Origin of the sequence: Burkholderia sp. LK4 (assembly GCF_001043615.1) — a bacterium.
GTDB lineage: Bacteria > Pseudomonadota > Gammaproteobacteria > Burkholderiales > Burkholderiaceae > Burkholderia > Burkholderia cepacia.
The window spans coordinates 64508-82658 of the sequence record NZ_LDUL01000033.1 but is presented as its reverse complement, the minus strand read 5'-3'; the positions used below and the strand labels follow the sequence as shown (position 1 = coordinate 82658).

At 66.0% G+C, this 18151-nt stretch carries 15 protein-coding genes and 4 tRNA genes; 13 read left to right on the top strand and 6 right to left on the bottom strand.

From position 1 onward, the window contains the following. The first annotated feature begins 59 nt into the window (after nucleotides 1-59). The 7 genes from VK92_RS17525 to VK92_RS17495 all read left to right on the top strand — a co-directional run bounded on the left by VK92_RS17525 (nucleotide 60) and on the right by VK92_RS17495 (nucleotide 5352). Nucleotides 60-136, top strand: a tRNA-Met gene (locus VK92_RS17525). A gap of 183 nt (nucleotides 137-319) precedes the next feature. After that, on the top strand, nucleotides 320-865 hold the full coding sequence (locus VK92_RS17520) for an NUDIX hydrolase (protein ID WP_021161562.1): 546 nt from the start codon (nucleotides 320-322) through the stop codon (nucleotides 863-865). Between the two features lie 11 nt (nucleotides 866-876). After that, on the top strand, nucleotides 877-1641 hold the full coding sequence (aat, locus tag VK92_RS17515; RefSeq protein WP_048020688.1) for a leucyl/phenylalanyl-tRNA--protein transferase: 765 nt from the start codon (nucleotides 877-879) through the stop codon (nucleotides 1639-1641). A 33-nt stretch (nucleotides 1642-1674) separates the two neighbouring features. Next, nucleotides 1675-2505 carry an arginyltransferase gene (locus VK92_RS17510; RefSeq protein WP_048020690.1) on the top strand — a complete coding sequence of 277 codons (831 nt, stop codon included), beginning with the start codon at nucleotides 1675-1677 and terminating at the stop codon, nucleotides 2503-2505. A 98-nt stretch (nucleotides 2506-2603) separates the two neighbouring features. Further along, on the top strand, nucleotides 2604-3641 hold the full coding sequence (locus VK92_RS17505) for a quinone-dependent dihydroorotate dehydrogenase (protein ID WP_021161559.1): 1038 nt from the start codon (nucleotides 2604-2606) through the stop codon (nucleotides 3639-3641). A 101-nt stretch (nucleotides 3642-3742) separates the two neighbouring features. Next, on the top strand, nucleotides 3743-4537 hold the full coding sequence (locus VK92_RS17500) for a cystine ABC transporter substrate-binding protein (protein WP_048020692.1): 795 nt from the start codon (nucleotides 3743-3745) through the stop codon (nucleotides 4535-4537). A gap of 122 nt (nucleotides 4538-4659) precedes the next feature. Then, entirely contained in the window at nucleotides 4660-5352 is a 693-nt protein-coding gene (locus VK92_RS17495; protein ID WP_039358850.1) for an amino acid ABC transporter permease, read from the top strand. 52 nt (nucleotides 5353-5404) lie between these two features. Here VK92_RS17495 and VK92_RS17490 read toward each other — a convergent pair whose 3' ends face one another. From VK92_RS17490 to rnr, 6 genes are all read right to left on the bottom strand, one after another. After that, nucleotides 5405-6391, bottom strand: a complete 987-nt coding sequence (locus tag VK92_RS17490; protein ID WP_048020695.1) for a Gfo/Idh/MocA family protein — start codon at nucleotides 6389-6391, stop codon at nucleotides 5405-5407. Nucleotides 6392-6492: 101 nt separating this feature from the next. After that, nucleotides 6493-7209 (bottom strand): FadR/GntR family transcriptional regulator, encoded by a 717-nt coding sequence (locus tag VK92_RS17485; protein ID WP_021161556.1) that lies wholly within the window; start codon nucleotides 7207-7209, stop codon nucleotides 6493-6495. A 279-nt stretch (nucleotides 7210-7488) separates the two neighbouring features. Continuing rightward, nucleotides 7489-8184 (bottom strand): ribose-5-phosphate isomerase RpiA, encoded by a 696-nt coding sequence (rpiA, locus tag VK92_RS17480; protein ID WP_027787641.1) that lies wholly within the window; start codon nucleotides 8182-8184, stop codon nucleotides 7489-7491. Nucleotides 8185-8275: 91 nt separating this feature from the next. Then, nucleotides 8276-9148 (bottom strand): N-acetylmuramoyl-L-alanine amidase, encoded by an 873-nt coding sequence (locus tag VK92_RS17475; RefSeq protein ID WP_048020697.1) that lies wholly within the window; start codon nucleotides 9146-9148, stop codon nucleotides 8276-8278. Nucleotides 9149-9245: 97 nt separating this feature from the next. Continuing rightward, the gene (gene rlmB / locus VK92_RS17470; protein ID WP_021161555.1) at nucleotides 9246-9989 is read right to left on the bottom strand and encodes a 23S rRNA (guanosine(2251)-2'-O)-methyltransferase RlmB; all 744 of its coding nucleotides are present in this window, start codon (nucleotides 9987-9989) and stop codon (nucleotides 9246-9248) included. A 149-nt stretch (nucleotides 9990-10138) separates the two neighbouring features. Then, nucleotides 10139-12628 carry a ribonuclease R gene (gene rnr / locus VK92_RS17465; RefSeq protein WP_048020699.1) on the bottom strand — a complete coding sequence of 830 codons (2490 nt, stop codon included), beginning with the start codon at nucleotides 12626-12628 and terminating at the stop codon, nucleotides 10139-10141. A 250-nt stretch (nucleotides 12629-12878) separates the two neighbouring features. Between rnr and VK92_RS17460 the strand changes: the two genes are divergently transcribed. The 6 genes from VK92_RS17460 (at nucleotide 12879) to VK92_RS17435 (ending at nucleotide 18145) form a co-directional block, all read left to right on the top strand. After that, nucleotides 12879-12965 (top strand) — tRNA-Leu (locus tag VK92_RS17460). A gap of 337 nt (nucleotides 12966-13302) precedes the next feature. After that, nucleotides 13303-14292, top strand: a complete 990-nt coding sequence (locus tag VK92_RS17455) for an aliphatic sulfonate ABC transporter substrate-binding protein (protein WP_048020701.1) — start codon at nucleotides 13303-13305, stop codon at nucleotides 14290-14292. 109 nt (nucleotides 14293-14401) lie between these two features. Beyond that, nucleotides 14402-14488: transfer RNA gene (locus tag VK92_RS17450), tRNA-Leu, on the top strand. Between the two features lie 411 nt (nucleotides 14489-14899). Further along, nucleotides 14900-14986 (top strand) — tRNA-Leu (locus VK92_RS17445). A 371-nt stretch (nucleotides 14987-15357) separates the two neighbouring features. Then, the gene (locus VK92_RS17440) at nucleotides 15358-16605 is read left to right on the top strand and encodes an ROK family protein (RefSeq protein ID WP_048020803.1); all 1248 of its coding nucleotides are present in this window, start codon (nucleotides 15358-15360) and stop codon (nucleotides 16603-16605) included. Then, entirely contained in the window at nucleotides 16592-18145 is a 1554-nt protein-coding gene (locus tag VK92_RS17435) for a sugar ABC transporter ATP-binding protein (protein WP_021161551.1), read from the top strand. Before VK92_RS17440 ends, VK92_RS17435 begins: the two co-directional genes overlap by 14 nt. Nucleotides 18146-18151 lie beyond the last annotated feature (6 nt).

Genomic DNA, 18151 nt, shown 5'->3' with positions numbered 1-18151 from the left:
TTGTCAGAAAGTGCTTGCACCCGTTCGGGTAACTCCTTATAATTCATTTCTTCGACGGACGCGGGGTGGAGCAGTCTGGCAGCTCGTCGGGCTCATAACCCGAAGGTCGTAGGTTCAAATCCTACCCCCGCAACCAACGTCCAGATTCATGCAAAAAGCCCGGCTCCGTGCCGGGCTTTTTGTTTTCCCGTCGCATTTCCCGCCCCTCTTCGCGCATCCGCACCTTCCGCTTCGCGCGACACGCAGCCGGCATGCGCAGGCGTTCAAGAATGCCGCGACCCGGTGATACACTCGCATCACCTCGTCCCTTCCACTCGACATGAAATTCTGCTCCGTCTGCGGTCACGAAGTCATCGCGCGCATTCCTCCGGGCGACAACCGCGAGCGCTTCGTCTGCGATCACTGCGGCACGATCCACTACCAGAATCCGCGCAACGTCGTCGGAACGGTCCCGGTCTGGGGCGATCAGATCCTGCTGTGCCGCCGCGCGATCGAACCGCGCTACGGGTTCTGGACGCTGCCCGCGGGCTTCATGGAAATGGGCGAGACGACGGCCGAAGCCGCCGCGCGCGAAACGCTCGAGGAAGCCGGTGCGCGTGTCGAGGTGCAGAACCTGTTCACGCTGCTCAACGTGCCGCACGTGCACCAGGTCCACCTGTTCTACCTCGCGCGGCTCACCGATCCGGGATTCGAAGCCGGCGAGGAAAGCCTCGAAGTGAAGCTGTTCGACGAAGCCGACATCCCGTGGGACGAAATCGCGTTCCCGACCGTCAGCCAGACCCTGCGATTCTTCTTCGCCGATCGCGCCGCCGGCGACTACGGCGTGCACACCGGCGATATCTTCCGCTCGCTGCGCAACGGCTGAGCCCTCGCCCCATGGTCCCCTGGCTCGGCCCGGACGATCCGTTTCCGCCCATCGAACGCGCGCTCGGCCCCGCGACCGGCGCGCCGGGGCTGCTCGCCGCGAGCGCCGACCTGCTGCCGTCGCGCCTCATCGACGCATACCTGCGCGGCATCTTCCCGTGGTATTCGGACGGCCAGCCCGTGCTGTGGTGGAGCCCCGACCCGCGCATGATCCTCGTGCCGGACGAGTTCAAGGTGTCGCCTTCGCTGCGCAAGACGCTGAAGCGCGTCCTGCGCGAACCCGAATGGGAAGTGCGCGTCGACCACGACTTTCCGGGCGTGATGCGCGCCTGCGCGCAGGCGCCGCGCCGCGGGCAGCGCGGCACGTGGATCACGGCCGAGATCATCGATGCATACACGTCGCTCTACCGGTCCGGCAACGCGCACAGCATCGAGACCTGGCACGACGGGCGACGCGTCGGCGGCCTGTACGGCGTGTCGTTCGGGCGGATGTTTTTCGGCGAGTCGATGTATGCGGACGCGACCGACGCATCGAAAATCGCGCTGGCCACGCTCGTCGCGCACCTTCGCGAGCAGGGGCTGGAAATGATAGACTGCCAGCAGAATACGTCGCATCTAGCGTCGCTCGGCGGCCGCGAGATCGCACGCAAGGCCTTTGTCGCTCACGTGCGCAGCGCGGTAGCCGAACCGCCGATTCCGTGGCAGTTCGACAAGCGCGTGCTCGCCGCGCTGACGGGCCGCGCCGAAACGGCGCCTCCCTCCGGGATCGAGCGCTAGCGCGGCACTCCCTCCCTGCAACGAGAGCTGCCCATGACTCATCCGACTGAGCTGCCGCTTTCACCGCTTTCGGCGCTGCAATTCTATGCAACGGCGCCCTATCCGTGCAGCTATCTGGACGGCCGCGTCGCGCGCTCGCAAGTCGCGACGCCGAGCCACCTGATCAATTCCGACATCTATACCGAGCTCGTGAAGGCCGGCTTCCGGCGTTCGGGCGTCTTCACATACCGCCCGTACTGCGACGGCTGCCGTGCCTGCGTGCCGGTGCGCGTCCCCGTCGACGCGTTCGCGCCGTCGCGTACGCAGCGCCGGATGTGGAAGCGGCACCGCACGCTCGTCGCGACGGTTTCGCCGCTGCACTACGACGAAGAGCACTACGCGCTCTACATGCGCTACCAGTCCGCACGCCACGCGGGCGGCGGCATGGATCGCGACAGCCGCGACCAGTACGAGCAATTCCTGCTGCAGAGCCGGATCAATTCGCGCCTCGTCGAATTCCGCGACCTCGACACACCGGGCGGCGAGCCCGGCAGGCTGCGCATGGTCAGCATGATCGACATCCTCGGCGACGGACTGTCGTCCGTTTACACGTTCTTCGAGCCCGACGACCAGCACACGAGTTACGGCACCTACAACATCCTGTGGCAGATCGAGCAGGCCAGGAGCCTCGGCCTGCCCTACGTGTATCTCGGATACTGGATCCGCGAGAGCCCGAAGATGGCCTACAAGGCGAACTTCCACCCGCTCGAAGGGCTGATCGACGGCCGCTGGAAGATACTCGATCCGGATCGGATCGACCTGCCGCCCGTCGACGCGGCACTGGCCCGCGCGCCATTGCCGGGCGGACATTCCGGCTCGGGCTGACGCGCGCTGCAGGGGCGAGGACGCGAAGCGCGCCCCTGCCGCTCAACTCCCGGTAAAATACCGGGTTGTCATCCATTCCGGCTGTCCGCCCTATTCCCGTGTTCAGTTCCCTTTATCCGCTGGCCCGCGCATCCCTGTTCAAGATGGATGCGGAAGACGCTCACCACCTCACGCTGCGCGCGCTCGGCGCGGCCGGCCGCACGGGCCTTGCCTGCGCGCTGTCGGCCCGCGTGCCCGACGCGCCGCGCACCGTGATGGGGCTCACGTTCCGCAACCCGGTCGGCCTCGCGGCAGGCCTCGACAAGGACGGCGCGGCCATCGACGGCCTTGCGGCACTCGGCTTCGGCTTCATCGAGGTCGGTACGGTTACGCCGCGCCCGCAGCCCGGCAACCCGCGCCCGCGGATGTTCCGCCTGCCGCAGGCCGAGGCACTGATCAACCGGATGGGCTTCAACAATCACGGTGTCGACCAGTTCGTGAAGAACGTCCAGGCTGCCCGCTATCGGGGCATCCTCGGCCTGAACATCGGCAAGAACGCCGATACGCCGATCGAGCGCGCCGCAGAGGATTACCTGTACTGCCTCGAGCGCGTGTACCCGTTCGCGAGCTACGTAACGATCAACATCTCGTCGCCGAACACGAAGAACCTGCGCCAGCTGCAGGGCGCGGGCGAGCTCGACGCGCTGCTCGCGGCGCTGAAGGACAAGCAGCAGCGCCTTGCCGACTTGCACGGCAAGCTCGTGCCGCTCGCGCTGAAGATCGCCCCCGATCTCGACGACGAACAGGTCAAGGAAATCGGCGACACGTTGCTGCGCCACAAGATCGAGGCGGTCATCGCCACCAACACGACGCTGTCGCGCGCGGCCGTCCAGGGCCTGCCGCATGCGGACGAAGCCGGCGGCCTGTCGGGCCGCCCCGTGTTCGACGCGTCGAACGAAGTGATCCGCAAGCTGCACGCAGAAGTCGGCAGCGAAGTGCCCATCATCGGCGTCGGCGGCATTTTCTCGGGCGAGGACGCCCGTGCGAAGCTCGCGGCCGGCGCAGCGCTCGTGCAGCTCTACACGGGCTTCATCTACCGCGGCCCCGCGCTCGTCGCGGAATGCGTGAAGGCCGTCGCCCGCGAACGCACCGCGTAATATAGGCATAAACAAACGGTATTTAGAGGCCGATTGCATTTTTGCTATCATCGACCCTCATTACCAGAATCAATGACCCGGACAGGGCAAGGAAACACACGATGAAGATTGCGCTGCTGAAGAAGCTGCTGGTTGCCGGCCTGATCGGCACGTCGCTCGCTGCCGCCACCGCGCATGCGGCCGACCTCCTCGACCAGGTGAAACAACGCGGCACGCTGCGGGTCGGCCTCGAAGGCACGTTCCCGCCGTTCAACTCGAAGAACCCGCAAGGCGAACTCGTCGGCTTCGACGTCGACATCGCGAAAGCCGTGGCCGCGAAGCTCGGCGTGAAGGCGGAATTCGTGACGACCGAATGGAGCGGCATCATTGCGGGTCTGCAGGCCGGCAAGTTCGACGTGATCTCCAACCAGGTCGGCATCACCGACAAGCGCAAGGAAACGCTCGACTTCTCGCCGCCTTACACGTTTTCGTCCGCGCAGCTGATCCAGCGCAAGGACGACACGCGCGAGTTCAAGTCGCTGGATGACCTGAAGGGCAAGAAGCTCGGCGTCGCGCTCGGCACGAACTACATGGACATGGCGAAGTCGGTGCCCGGCATCGACGTGAAGACGTACCCGGGCGCGCCCGAGTACCTGCGCGATCTCGCGGCCGGCCGACTCGACGCCGCGCTCAACGACCGCCTGATGCTCGCGTACCTGACGAAGAATTCGCAACTGCCGCTGCGCCCGGGCGCGAACGTCGGCTCGGCGAACCCGTCGGGCATCCCGTTCAAGAAGGGCAACCCGAAGTTCCAGAAGGCGATCGACGACGCGATGGCGCAACTTGAGGCCGACGGCACGTTCACGAAGATCTCCGACAAATGGTTCGGCATCGACGTGACGAAACCGATCAAGTAAGTACGCCTGCATTTCCCGCCGGACGGCGGGCCGGAAAGGGCGGCATCCGTAACGATGCCGCCCTTTGTTTTGTTCGTCCGGTTTATGATTGCGCTTTCGCGCACGCATTCGATTCGTATTCCATGTCGACAACGTCCCTGCTCGTCCAATCGCTGCCGGTGCTCGCCCAGGGTGCCGTGCTGACTGTCAAGTTCGCCGTGCTGTCGATGGTGTTCGGCCTGCTTGGCGCCGTCGTGCTCGCGATGATGGGCATCCGGCAAAGCGAAGCGCTCGACGGCTTCGAACGCATCTGGGTCAACGCGCTCGCGTGGCTGGCACGCGCGTACGTGAGCCTGATGCGCGGCACGCCGCTGCTCGTGCAGATCTTCGTCATCTATTACGGGCTGCCGAGCCTCGGCATCTCGCTCGACCCGACGCCCGCCGGCGTCATCGCGCTGTCCGCGAACGTCGCGGCGTACATGTCGGAAAGCATGCGCGGCGCGATCAACGGGATCGCGCGCGGCCAATGGCTCGCCGCGTACAGCCTCGGGCTGTCGTGGGGGCAAACGCTGCGCTACGTGATCGGTCCGCAGGCGCTGCGCATCGCGGTGCCGAGCCTGTCGAACAGCCTGATCAGCCTGATCAAGGACACGTCGCTCGTGTCCGTGATCACCGTGACCGAACTGCTGCGCAGTGCGCAGGAAGTGATCGCGGCGACCTATCAGCCGCTGCCACTTTATCTCGCCGCCGCGGCCGTGTACTGGATCCTGTGCCAGGTCCTCGAATGGGTGCAGCGCTGGTACGAAAAACGCCTGTCGCTGCCGACGCGGCACTGAGCACCGGCCGTTCGCCGGGCCGCCCGCGCGCGCCCGGCGCCTTCCTTCCCGCTTACTCGCCCGAATAGCGCACGCCGAGCGCCGCTCGCGCGGCATCGGTCATCGCGATCATCTGCCGCGAATGGTCGTGCGTCATGATCGGGCTTTCGGTCTTGCCCGCGCGCAGCAGGTCGCAGAAGTGCGCGGTCTCGTAGTTCAATCCGCCGCCTTCAGCCGGTGCGTCGAGTTCGACGGTGCGCCCGTCCGCATAGCTGATCGTCGCGCGCACCGGGTTCCACCACTTCTCGTGAATCGTTACATGGCCGCCGGCTGCGGCAATCAGCGCGTCGCCACGCCCCATCACGTCGAGCCCGCAAAAAAGCTGGGCGATCCCGCCGTGCGCATGCACGCTGTTCAGGCTCGCGAACAGGTCGACACCCGTCGCGCCGACGCGGCCGAGCGTCTGTACGTCGAGCGCCGCACCGAGCCAGTCGACCGCGAGAAAGGTCTCGTAGATCCCGATGTCGAGCAGCGCACCGCCCGCGCGATCGAGGCGATAGACGGAATGGTCGCCGGGTACCGACGACGACGCGCACCCTGCCCGTACGAGCCGGATCTCGCCGATCGGATCGTCCTGCAGGTGCGCGCGCAACTGACGGTACAGCGGGAAGAACGGCGGCTTCATCGCCTCCATGAAAAGCCGCCCGGCGTCGCGTGCCGCTTGCAGCACGGTGTCGAGCTGCGCCGCGTTCAGCGTCGCGGGTTTTTCGCACAGCACGGCCTTGCCGGCGGCAAGCGCGGCCAGCGTGTACTGCGCGTGACTGTCATGGAGCGTCGCGATGTAGACCGCGTCGATATCGCTCGCGAGGAGTGCTTCGAGGCTGGCGGCAGGCGAACCGCCGTATGCGCCGCAAAAGGCTGCCGCGGCGTCCGCGCGGCGAGCCCAGGCACCGGCGAGCGTGGCGCCCGGCACATGTGCGAGGCTTTGCGCGAAGCGGCGCGCAATGCTGCCTGCGCCGATGATGCCGAAGAGCACCGGGCGATGGTCGTTGTCGTTCATCCTGATCTTCCGTGTCGGTCGTATGACGGTGGCCGGCACGCTGCCGGCCGGACGTCATGATAAACGGCCCGGCGGCACACGGATGAGCGAAACGCGCCGCGTCAGGCGCGCATGGGCACGTCGACGGAGAAATCGCGCGAGATCTCGTCGGCGCTGAAATCGATCAGCGCGAGCGAAGCGGCTTCGGCTTCGCGCGGGTCGCGCCGCTCGATTGCGTCGACCACACGCGCATGCGCCTTCACCACGACGTCGTGCGCGCCCTCCTTCTGCACGACACGCGGATTCACGAGGCGCACCGCGCCGCGTACGATCGCCGCCATCTGCTGGAAGAACTGGTTACCGCTCGCCTGAACGATCCGCGTGTGCAGCAACTCGTCCGCCGTGTCGTAACCGGGGTCGCCCGGCTGCAGCACCTTGAACGCATCGAACGCTTCACGGATGCCCGCGATGTCCGCCGCCGTTGCGCGCACTGCCGCCTGCGCGGTCGCGCGCGGTTCGATCAGCATCCGGAATTCGATGACGTCGCGCATGAACTGCGGATCGGGTTTCGCCCGGAAGCGCCAGCTCACCACGTCTTCGTCGATCATGCGCCAGTCGCGCATCGGACGCACGCGCGTGCCGACTTTCGGACGCACGTCGAGCATGTCGCGCGCAAGCAACATCGACAACGCTTCCCGCATCACGGTGCGACTCACATCGAACTCTTTCGACAGCACGTCCTGCGGCGGCAAGATGCCGCCGTACTTGTCTTCGACGATACCCGAGACAAGCCCATCCATCACTTTGGCGACCAGTGACCGGTCTTTGCCCTGCTCCATGACACCTCCCCGTGCGTCGATTTGCGAACACCTGCTCCGCAGTTCCGCCGGCCCTGGTTACGACTGTTCTTATGATCTATAAGTTGATGAGTTCGAGGACATTTCGCTATCTGGTAAACACCTGACAGGGTTATCCCTCTTTTTGACGGGGTGATTTATACGGCTAAAAATAAGGCCCGGGAAGCGCATTGCGCCTACCGGGCCCCGAATTCCACAAGATTTAAACATTCAGTTCATTACGGTACATGGCATACCGTTACGGACTGCTTTCCATATCTTTCAATTGGCCGAATAAACGATCGTTTCAACGCCGTTTTCCGTGCCGAGCAAGCACAGATTCGCGCCGCGCTCGGCGAACAGGCCGACCGTCACGACGCCCGGCCATGCGTTCACCTGCGCTTCGAAGCCGCGCGGGTCGGCGATCTGCAGCCCCTTCACGTCGATGATCTCGTTACCGTTGTCGGTGATGTACGGCGCACCGTCCTTCGTCACGCGCAGCACGGGCACGCCGCCGAGTGCGGTCACGCGCCGGCCGATCGCCGTGCGTGCCATCGGCACGACTTCGATCGGCAGCGGGAATGCGCCGAGCACCGGCACGCGCTTGCTGGCGTCGGCGATGCAGACGAACGTGTCGGCCACCGATGCGACGATCTTCTCGCGCGTGAGCGCACCGCCGCCGCCCTTGATCATCGCGCCGCCCGCGTCGATCTCGTCGGCGCCATCGACGTACACCTGCAGCGAGTCGACCTCGTTCAGGTCGAACACCTTGATGCCGTGCGATTTCAGGCGTTCGGTCGTGGCGACGGAGCTCGACACGGCGCCGCGATAGCGCGCCTTGACGACGGCGAGCGCGTCGATGAAGCAGTTGGCGGTCGAGCCGGTGCCGACGCCGATCACGGCACCTTCCGGCACGTTCTGGATCACGTAGTCGGCGGCGGCCTGGCCGACGAGGCGTTTGAGTTCGTCTTGAGTCATGGAGTGGTAAAGCTGCGGGATTGCGGAAAACCGCCAGTTTACCGGAGTCGGATGACGGCCCGCGTTTTTCGGCGTGCGGGGCGCCGCGGGTTCAGGGCTCACCTGCCGCGGGCGCATGGTCCGCGGGTTGCGTGCCGGCGAAGTACTTGTCGAGCAACGCCTGCGCGATCGCATCGGTTTCGGCGTCCGGATTACCCGCGTAGTCGGCCGGCCTGAAATGCATCTGAAACGCCGCGAACACGCGTCGCGTACGTTCGTCGAGCACGCCGTCGGTCGCCACGTCGTAGCCGTAGCGCGCGAGCTTGAGCTGCAGTTCGCGCACGTCGACCGGCGCATGCGGATCACGACCGGCGAGCCGCGCCGCCACGGTCGCGGCGTCCGGCCACGCACCGACACCGGCCTGCGCCAACGCATGCCACGGGAACAGCGGCCCTGGATCGATCTTGCGTTGTGGCGCGATGTCGCTGTGCCCGACCACGCGCGTCGAAGGAATCGCGTAGCGCGCGACGATGTCCTTCGACAGCCGGGTCAGTGCGGCGACCTGCTCGGGCGGATACGGCTGCCAGGTGCGGTTCTGCGGATCGAGCGGGCCGCGGTTCACGTTCTCGATGCCGATCGACACCGCGTTCAGCTCGGTCGTGCCCTGCCACTCGCTGACGCCCGCGTGCCATGCGCGCTCCGATTCCGGAACGAGCTGGTAGACGACGGGCAGCCCGCGCTCGATGCGCGGCTGAGGCGGGATCACGTAATGCACGCTGACCGAATCGCCCGTCAGCGTGCGCAGCGATTTCGCCTCGTCGCTTTCGGTGTAATGCATCACGAGAAACCGGATCCGCGAATCGGCACCGCGCGCGTGCAGGCTCGTGTCGGCATAGTAGGTGCCGCGTTCGACGAGCGTCGGCGACGTGCAGGCAGCCAGCAGGCACAGCACGGCGCAGGATGCGCCTATGCGGAACAGGGTCATCGGTCGCGCGCTCCGGAGGGCCGCGTGCCGCACCGGATCGCGGCACGCGTCGTTCGGGTCATTGGAGGCCCGCGCAAGCCGCGCGGGACGGCCTGCGTCAGCCCTTCACGCGCCGCTGGCGCACGGCTTCGTACAGGCACACGCCGCTTGCGACCGACACGTTCAGGCTTTCGACGCTGCCGGCCATCGGAATGCTCATCACTTCGTCGCAGGTGTCGCGCGTGAGCCGGCGCATGCCTTCGCCTTCCGCGCCCATCACGAGCGCGACGGGGCCGTCGAGCTTCGTTTCGTAGAGCGTTGCCGAGGCTTCGTCCGACGTGCCGATGACCCACACGCCGGCGTCCTTCAGCTCGCGCAGCGCACGGGCGAGGTTCGTCACCGTGATGTACGGCACCGTATCGGCCGCGCCGCTCGCCACCTTGGCGGCGGTCGCGTTCAGGCCGACCGCACGGTCGCGCGGCGCGATCACCGCGTGCGCGCCGGCCGAATCGGCGACACGCAGGCATGCGCCGAGGTTGTGCGGATCGGTGACGCCGTCGAGCACCAGCAGCAGCGCGGGGCCCTGGATGCCGTCGAGCAGTTCGGACAGGTTCTGCGCGAGCGGGATGTCCTCGACACGCGCGACGACGCCCTGGTGGCGCTCGGTATGTGCGAGGCCCCACAGGCGCGTTTCATCGGCCGCGATCAGCCGCACGCCCGCTTCCTTCGCGGCGTGCAGGAAGTCCTGCATGCGGCGGTCGCGGCGCGTCTGGTCGTACAGCACCTCCGCAACCGTCGATGCATCGTGCCGCAAACGTGCGGTCACCGCATGAAAACCGTAAAGAACCTTCAGACGTGACATGACTGGAACAACCTTCGATCAAACGTGCGGCCGCGCGACGCGCGCAGCCGCGATCCATGGAAAAGGAAAGCGCCGCGTTGCCGGCCGATGACCGGTGACGCGGCGTCTCTCGATACTGCGGGGCGTGCGCATGGCGCCGCCCCGAACGCTCAATACTTCTTGCGGGCGCGGGTCTTCTTCGCGGTCGGCTTCGCCGCCGCACCGCCGCCGCCGTTGCCGGCACTACCGCCCTTCTTCTTCGCGGCGGCACGCGCGGCGCGCGCGTCCTTCACCGTGACGCTCGGCGCGCTCGCGGCCTTCTTGCGGCGCGGCGCGGGTTCTTCCGCCTGCGGCAGAGCACGGACACGCGGGCCGTTACGGTCGATACCGCCGCCAGCCGAAGCCGGCGCGGGCGACGGACGCGGCGCCTTCACCGGCGTATCGCGCACGAGGCGGAAGTCGATCTTGCGCGCGTCGAGATCGACACGGCTCACCTGTACGCGCACGCGATCCGACAGACGATAGCGGATGCCCGTCCGTTCGCCGCGCAGCTCGTTCTTGATTTCGTCGTACTGGAAGTAGTCCGAGCCGAGTTCGGTGACGTGCACGAGCCCTTCGATGAAAAGCGTGTCGAGCTGCACGAAGATGCCGAACGACGTGACGCCGTTCACCATCCCGCCGTACTCCTCGCCGAGCTTGTCGCGCATGAAGTAGCACTTGAGCCAGGCCTCGACGTCGCGCGACGCTTCGTCCGCGCGGCGCTCGTTCGCCGAGCAGTGCAGGCCGAGTTCTTCCCAGATCGCCGTATTCGAGCGCGAGCGGCCGCGCGTTTCGTCGTCGGCCTGCTGCATCGCACGGGCGCGCGGTGACAGCGCGGTGTTCAGCTCGAAGCCGTCCGGTGCCTTCGGCACGTATTTCTTGCCGGACAGGATCGCGTAGATCGCGCGGTGCGTGAGCAGGTCCGGATAACGGCGGATCGGGCTCGTGAAGTGCGCGTACGCCTCGTAGGCCAGGCCGAAGTGACCGATGTTGTCCGGGCTGTAGACGGCCTGCTGCATCGAGCGCAGCAGCATCGGCTGCAGCATCTGTGCATCGGGCCGGTCGCGGATCTGCGCCATCAGCGCCGCGTAGTCGCTCGCATGCGGCTTGTCGCCGCCGCCGAGCGACAGGCCCATGCCGCGCAGGAACGCACGCAGGTTCTCGAGCTTCTCCGGCGTCGGCCCCGCGTGCACGCGGTACAGGCCCGGATGCTTGTTGCGCTTCAGGAAATCGGCCGCGCAGACGTTTGCGGCCAGCATGCATTCCTCGATCAGCTTGTGCGCGTCGTTACGCTGGCGCGGCACGATCTGCTCGATCTTGCCCTGCGAGTTGCAGACGATGTAGGTCTCGGTCGTGTCGAAGTCGATCGCGCCGCGCTTCTGCCGCGCGGCGAACAGCGACTTGTAGACGCCGTACAGATCCTGCAGGTGCGGCAGCAGATCCGCGCGGCGCGCGGCCTCCGGCCCCTTCGTATTCGACAGCACGGCCGCGACTTCGGTGTACGTGAGGCGCGCAGCCGAATGGATGACGGCCGGGTAGAACTGGTACGCCTTGATCTCGCCGCGCCCGGTGATCACCATGTCGCACGCGAGCACGCAACGGTCGACCTGCGGATTCAACGAGCAGAGGCCGTTCGACAGCTTCTCCGGCAGCATCGGAATCACGCGGCGCGGGAAGTAGACCGACGTGCTGCGCTCGAGCGCGTCGGCATCGAGCGCGCTCCCAGGCTGTACGTAATGCGACACGTCGGCGATCGCGACGATCAGCCGGTAGCCGTCGCCGCGGCCGACCTTCACCGGCTCGCAGTAGACGGCATCGTCGAAGTCGCGTGCGTCCTCGCCGTCGATCGTCACGAGCGGCACGTCGCGCAGGTCGACGCGGAAACGCAGGTCGGTCGGCCGCACCTTGTCGGGCAGCGCGGCGGCTTCGTCGAGCGCCGGCTGGCTGAATTCGTGCGGCACGCCGTACTTGCGCACCGCGATTTCGATTTCCATGCCCGGATCGTCGATGTCGCCGAGCACCTCGACGACACGGCCGAGCGGCTGCGAATGGCGGCTCGGGAAATCGGTCAGCTCGACGACGACGACTTGCCCGACCTTCGCCTTCTTCACGTTCTGCGTGATCAGGATGTCGTGGCCGATGCGCTTGTCTTCCGGTGCGACGATCAGCGCGCCGTTCTCGTTGAGCAGGCGGCCAATCACGCGCTTGTTCGCGCGCTCGGTGACTTCGACGACGTGCCCTTCCGGGCGGCCGCGGCGATCGTAGCCGACGATCCGCGCGAGCACGCGATCGTTGTGCATCACCTTCTGCATTTCGCCGTTCGGCAGGAACAGGTCGTCCTGGCCGTCGTCGCGGATCACGAACCCGTAGCCGTCGCGATGCCCTTGCACGCGCCCGGCGACGAAGTTCGACGGATGGGTCAACTGGTAGTGGCCGCGCTTGTCGAGGCGGATCTGGCCGTCGCGCTCCATCGCGGCGACACGCCGGAAGAACCCCTCGCGCTCCTGACGCTTGATCGACAGTGCTTCGGCGATGTCGTTGGCGGCCAGCGGCGCGTCGCTCGTACGCAGCACGCCGAGAATCTCTTCACGGCTCGGAATGGGGTACGGATATTTGCTCAAGGGTTTGTCGATGATTGTTCTCGTTGCGTTGACTGATGGTGCACGGCATCAACATAGAGGTGTCCTCCAGACAGTTCTATATTGACGGCGGCGGGTCATTCTATCACCCGCCTGTGTCGCCAAATGACGGGGAATGCCGCCGGCAGGCGCGGCGGAGCCCGGTTTGCGGTGCATCGCAAAAAAGTGTTGACACGTTTAATTGGGGCGCTATAATTTCGCTTCTTTGCAGCAAGCAGCTACTGCAAAACGTGCCCAGGTGGCGGAATTGGTAGACGCACTAGGTTCAGGTCCTAGCGGTGGCAACATCGTGGAGGTTCGAGTCCTCTCCTGGGCACCATCTGTTTTTTGAAAAGGTCGGCTTCTAGCCGGCCTTTTTTCATTTCAAGCCCAGCGCTTTGCGTGAGGACTCGAAAGGCTGCGCTTGCAAGCGCAGCCGGGTCGCGCATGTGTGACCGAGTCCTCTCCTGGGCATCATCTGTTTTTTGAAAAGGTCGGCTTCTGCCGGCCTTTTTCATTTCGACCGCACATGCATGGACGCGCCGCAATCACTGGCGCCCCGCTCTTATGCCCGCCAGCAGGATCGATAGCAGAATTTATCGGTTATCGTCCGCTCGCCCTGTTGGTACGTTAGCCGGCTCGCTTCAATGCAACGAACCAGACAAGGAGCACGATCCATGACGCCGATGAACCGCCGCGCATTCGCGCGCGCGATGCTGGCCGCAGGCCTCACTGCCGCCGGCGTCCGAGCGCGCGCCGAGAACGCACCCGATGTGCTGCGCATCGGCTACCAGAAGTCGTCGACACTCATCACGTTGCTCAAGACGCGCGGCGCGCTCGAGCAGGCGCTGGCGCCGCTCGGCTTGCGCGTGTCGTGGCATGAATTCGCAAGCGGATTGCCGCTGACGGAAGCACTCAACGTCGGCGCCGTCGATTTCAGCGCCGACGTGGCCGATACGGTCCCGGTCTTCGCACAAGCTGCTCGTGCGCGTTTCGTGTACGTCGCACAGGAAGCGCCTTCGCCGAAAGCGCAGGCGATCATCGTCAAGCAGGACAGCACACTGCGTACGCTCGCCGATCTCAAGGGCACGCGCATTGCGGTCACGAAGGCGGCCGGCAGCCATTACCTGTTGCTTGCCGCACTCGCACGCGCGAAGCTCGGGCCGGCCGATGCGACGATCCACTACCTGACGCCCGCGGACGGCCGCGCGGCGTTCGAGCGTGACAGCGTGGACGCATGGATCACGTGGGATCCCTATGTCGCATCGGTCGACCGCAATCCCGACGTACGGATTCTCGCCGACGGCAACGGACTCTCGTCATACCAGCGCTACTACCTCGCGTCGACCAGCTTCGCCACTGCGCGGCCCGACGTCGTCCAGATCCTGTTCGACCAGTTGTCGCAGGCCGGCACGTGGCTGCGCGACCACCCGCAGGACGCAGCGAATACGCTCGCGCCGATCTGGGGACTCGACGCGGCGACGATCGCGCGCGCGAACGCGCGGCGCAGTTACCTCGTTCGCGCGGTGGTCGCACAAAACTTCGGCGAACAGCAGAAGATCGCCGACACATTCCTCGCGGCGGGACTGCTGCCGGCCCGAGTCGACACGAGTCAGGCGCAGCGCTGGAACTTCGACGCGAAACGCGCGATTCCGGTCGGCGCGTGAGAATCCGTCGCGCGAGGGGCAATATTTTTATCGCTTCGAATGAAATTGTGTTGACAGGCTGCGAAGACACGCTAGAATAGCGGTCTTCGCATCGCAGCAAGCGAAACGTGCCCAGGTGGCGGAATTGGTAGACGCACTAGGTTCAGGTCCTAGCGGTGGCAACATCGTGGAGGTTCGAGTCCTCTCCTGGGCACCATCTGTTTTTTGAAAAGGTCGGCTTCTAGCCGGCCTTTTTTCATTTCAAGCCCAGGAAGCAAAGCGCTTGGTTGCTCCGAGCGGGGCGTCGAAAGGCTGCGCTTGCAAGCGTGACTCGGGTTACACATGCGCGACCCAGCCCTCCCTCCTGACCCTCCACTTCCTGAAAAAGCCCCTTCCAGTCGGCTCACCTGCATTTCCGACATCCGGAAGGGATCAGCCCGCGCAAACCCGCCCATCACAAGTGTTCGACGATGTACGTCGGTCGCCCCGCCGCGATGTTTGGGCACCTCGCTCGATGCCCAAACAAATCCGTCAAATTATTTTCGTTCGCGACCTCAAATCCTGTTGACAGCTGCCAAAGACGCGCTATAATTTCGCTTCTTTGCAGCAAGCAGCTACTGCAAAACGTGCCCAGGTGGCGGAATTGGTAGACGCACTAGGTTCAGGTCCTAGCGGTGGCAACATCGTGGAGGTTCGAGTCCTCTCCTGGGCACCATCTGTTTTTAAAAAGGTCGGCTTCTAGCCGGCCTTTTTTCATTTCCGGCTCCGGAAAAACCTCCCCCTCATCTTCTCGAGCAGACCCAGCCGCTTCGATTTGCACCGCCAGCGCAAGCAAACTGCGGCGGCATGCTGCGAGTCCGGCGACGACCCACTGCCCGGGTTCATGCCACCACCCACGCCACCTTCCGCCTGAACGACCGACCTTCCACGATCCATCCCCGATTCCCGACGCCCCGAGCTACCATCCCCGCCCTCCACCTCAAACCGGGATTTCCCTAGGCTGACATGCCGGCGTTCACGCGGTTAAATAAATCAACGTGATTTATTTAATGCGCCGCTGCACGGCGCGCCATGGAAGGAGACGCCATGAGAAGCCCGCACTTCGGCCAGGGCAGCAACTCGGCCAACGTGCGCCGTTACAACGAGCGCCTGCTGCTGAAGACGCTGCGCCGCGCAGGCAGCGCGTCAAAGGCCGATCTCGCCCGCCTCGCGAACATGACGGGCACGGCGGTCGGCAGCATCATCACATCGCTCGCCGACGCGAAGCTGATCGAATTCGCGGGCCGCACCGAAGGCCAGCGCGGTCAGCCGGCTTCGCTGATTCGCCTCGACCCGCGCGGCGCGTTCGGCATCGGCGTCCATCTCGACCGGATGCGCATCGAAACGGCGCTCGTCAACTTCGCGGGCGACGTGCTCGGCCGCCGCTCGCACGACACGCTGCTGCCTCCGCCTGCCGACGTGCTCGAGATCGTCCGCCATGACATCGAAGCGATGCAGGCCCTGCTCCCCGACCACGAGCGCGCCCGCCTGACCGGCATCGGTGTCGCGCAGCCCTACAACCTCGGCGCGTGGATGCGCGAACTCGGTCTCGCACCCGACACGTTCCGCGCATGGGAAGACGTCGATTTCGCCAGCGACCTCGGTCGCATGCTGTCGCTTCCGGTATTCGGCGAGAACGACGGCAACGCGGCCGCGATCGCCGAGCTGTTCTACGGATACGGCCGGCAGTGCGACGACTTCGTCTATCTGTTCATCGGGCCGGCGATCGGCGGCGGCATCGCGATCGACGGCGACTGCCTGCGCGGCGTGACCGGCAACGCGGGCGACATCGCCGTGATTCCCGTGCCGCCGAGCCGGCTCGCTTCCGCGCCGCCGCCGCGTGGCCCGTGGGACATCCTGCTCGCGCGTGCGTCGCTGCATGCGCTCGTGCGCCATCTGCGCCATCACGGCGAGACGGTCGACAACCGGGCCGATCTCGAAGCCTGCATCGCTCGCGGCCTGCCCGCCGTCGACGAATGGATCGACGATTGCGTCGACGCGCTCGCCCCGGCGTTGCGCGCGGTGCTGTGTGTGGTCGATGCGCCGGTGGTCGTGCTCGACGCCGATACCGACGCAGGCCTGCTCGACGCGGTGACAACGCGCCTGCGTGCCGCGCTCGTGGCCACCGCGCCCGAAGCACGCGGCACGCCGGTGCTCGTGCGCGGCACGTTCGGCGCCGACGCCGGCGCGATCGGCGCAGCCACGCTGCCGATGTATTTCAACTTCTCCCCGCGGGCCGGCATCCTCAAGGGCGCCCGCACCGATTCGCAGGAGGTCAACCATGTCGCGATCTGAGTCGCCTCGCCCGCTGCTCGAGATGCGCGGGATCAGCAAGACGTTCCCGGCCGTGCGCGCGCTCGACAACGTGAGCCTGACCGTCTATCCCGGCGAGATCCACTCGCTGATGGGCGAAAACGGCGCGGGCAAATCGACGCTGATGAAAATCCTGTCGGGCGCGTACCGCGCCGACGCCGGCGGCGAGATCCTGATCGACGGCGAACGCATCGACATCGACGGCCCGCTTGCCGCGCGCGATGCTGGCGTCGCGGTGATCTACCAGGAGCTGTGCCTGTCCCCGAACCTGAGCGTCGCGGAAAACATTTATATCGGCCGCGAATTGCGGCGCGGCAACCGGCGCTGGGGCACGATCGACCGCGCGGCGATGGCACGCGGCTGCGAGGACGTGCTCGCGCGCCTGGGCGCATCGTTCGGGCCCGACACGCTCGTCGGCACGCTGTCGATCGCGGAACAGCAGCTCGTCGAGATCGCGCGCGCCGTGCACACCCGCGCGCGCATCCTCGTGATGGACGAGCCGACCACGCCGCTGTCGTCGCGCGAGACCGAACACCTGTTCCGCCTGATCCGCCAGTTGCGCGAGGAAGGTCTCGCGATCATCTACATCAGCCACCGGATGGCGGAGATCTACGAGTTGTCCGATCGTGTGTCGGTGCTGCGCGACGGCACGTATGTCGGCACGCTCGAGCGCGCGTCGCTGTCGGCCGAGCGTCTTGTCGCGATGATGGTCGGCCGCGACATCTCCGGCTTTTACAAGAAGGAACACGCGCCGTACGACCCCGGCCACCTGCTGCTGTCGGTACGCGACATCGCCGACGGCGCGCGCGTGCGCGGCTGCAGCCTCGACCTGCACGCCGGCGAAGTGCTCGGCATCGCGGGGCTCGTCGGCGCCGGCCGCACCGAGCTCGCGCGGCTGATCTTCGGCGCGGAACCGCGCGTGCGCGGCAACGTGAAGGTGGGCGAACGCACGTTCGGCGCGCACTCGCCGCGCGACGCGATCGACGCCGGGCTCGTCTACCTGACCGAAGACCGCAAGCGCCAGGGCCTGTTCCTCGACATGAGCGTACGCGACAACATCAACATCTCGGTCTGCAACCGCGATGCGCGGCTCGGTGCGCTCGACCTCGCGCGCGGCGCCGAACGGGCACGCGACGCGATTGCATCGCTGTCGATCCGCGTTCCCCACGCGAACGTCAACGTCGGCGCGCTGTCAGGCGGCAACCAGCAGAAAGTGCTGCTGTCGCGCCTGCTCGAGACGAAGCCGCGCGTGCTGATCCTCGACGAACCGACGCGCGGCGTCGACATCGGCGCGAAATCCGAGATCTACCGGATCATCAACGAACTGGCCCGCGCCGGCGTGGGTGTGATCGTGATCTCGAGCGAACTGCCGGAGATCATCGGCGTCGCCGACCGGGTGCTCGTGATGCGCGAAGGCGAAATCGCGGGCGAACTCGGCGGCCACACGCATACGCCCATCACGCAGGAAGCCATCATCGCGCTCGCCACCGGCTCGCAGGCCGAACTCGCCGACGCGCACTGAGCCCGC

Excerpts from the sequence above, each read along its gene's own strand:
- VK92_RS17520 (WP_021161562.1), top strand. The coding sequence starts at position 320 with ATGAAATTCTGCTCCGTCTGCGGTCACGAAGTCATCGCGCGCATTCCT.
- VK92_RS17435 (WP_021161551.1), top strand. The coding sequence starts at position 16,592 with ATGTCGCGATCTGAGTCGCCTCGCCCGCTGCTCGAGATGCGCGGGATC.
- VK92_RS17500 (WP_048020692.1), top strand. The coding sequence starts at position 3,743 with ATGAAGATTGCGCTGCTGAAGAAGCTGCTGGTTGCCGGCCTGATCGGC.
- aat (WP_048020688.1), top strand. The coding sequence starts at position 877 with ATGGTCCCCTGGCTCGGCCCGGACGATCCGTTTCCGCCCATCGAACGC.
- VK92_RS17510 (WP_048020690.1), top strand. The coding sequence starts at position 1,675 with ATGACTCATCCGACTGAGCTGCCGCTTTCACCGCTTTCGGCGCTGCAA.
- VK92_RS17475 (WP_048020697.1), bottom strand. The coding sequence starts at position 9,148 with ATGACCCTGTTCCGCATAGGCGCATCCTGCGCCGTGCTGTGCCTGCTG.
- VK92_RS17495 (WP_039358850.1), top strand. The coding sequence starts at position 4,660 with ATGTCGACAACGTCCCTGCTCGTCCAATCGCTGCCGGTGCTCGCCCAG.
- VK92_RS17440 (WP_048020803.1), top strand. The coding sequence starts at position 15,358 with ATGAGAAGCCCGCACTTCGGCCAGGGCAGCAACTCGGCCAACGTGCGC.
- VK92_RS17455 (WP_048020701.1), top strand. The coding sequence starts at position 13,303 with ATGACGCCGATGAACCGCCGCGCATTCGCGCGCGCGATGCTGGCCGCA.
- VK92_RS17485 (WP_021161556.1), bottom strand. The coding sequence starts at position 7,209 with ATGGAGCAGGGCAAAGACCGGTCACTGGTCGCCAAAGTGATGGATGGG.
- rlmB (WP_021161555.1), bottom strand. The coding sequence starts at position 9,989 with ATGTCACGTCTGAAGGTTCTTTACGGTTTTCATGCGGTGACCGCACGT.
- VK92_RS17490 (WP_048020695.1), bottom strand. The coding sequence starts at position 6,391 with ATGAACGACAACGACCATCGCCCGGTGCTCTTCGGCATCATCGGCGCA.
- rpiA (WP_027787641.1), bottom strand. The coding sequence starts at position 8,184 with ATGACTCAAGACGAACTCAAACGCCTCGTCGGCCAGGCCGCCGCCGAC.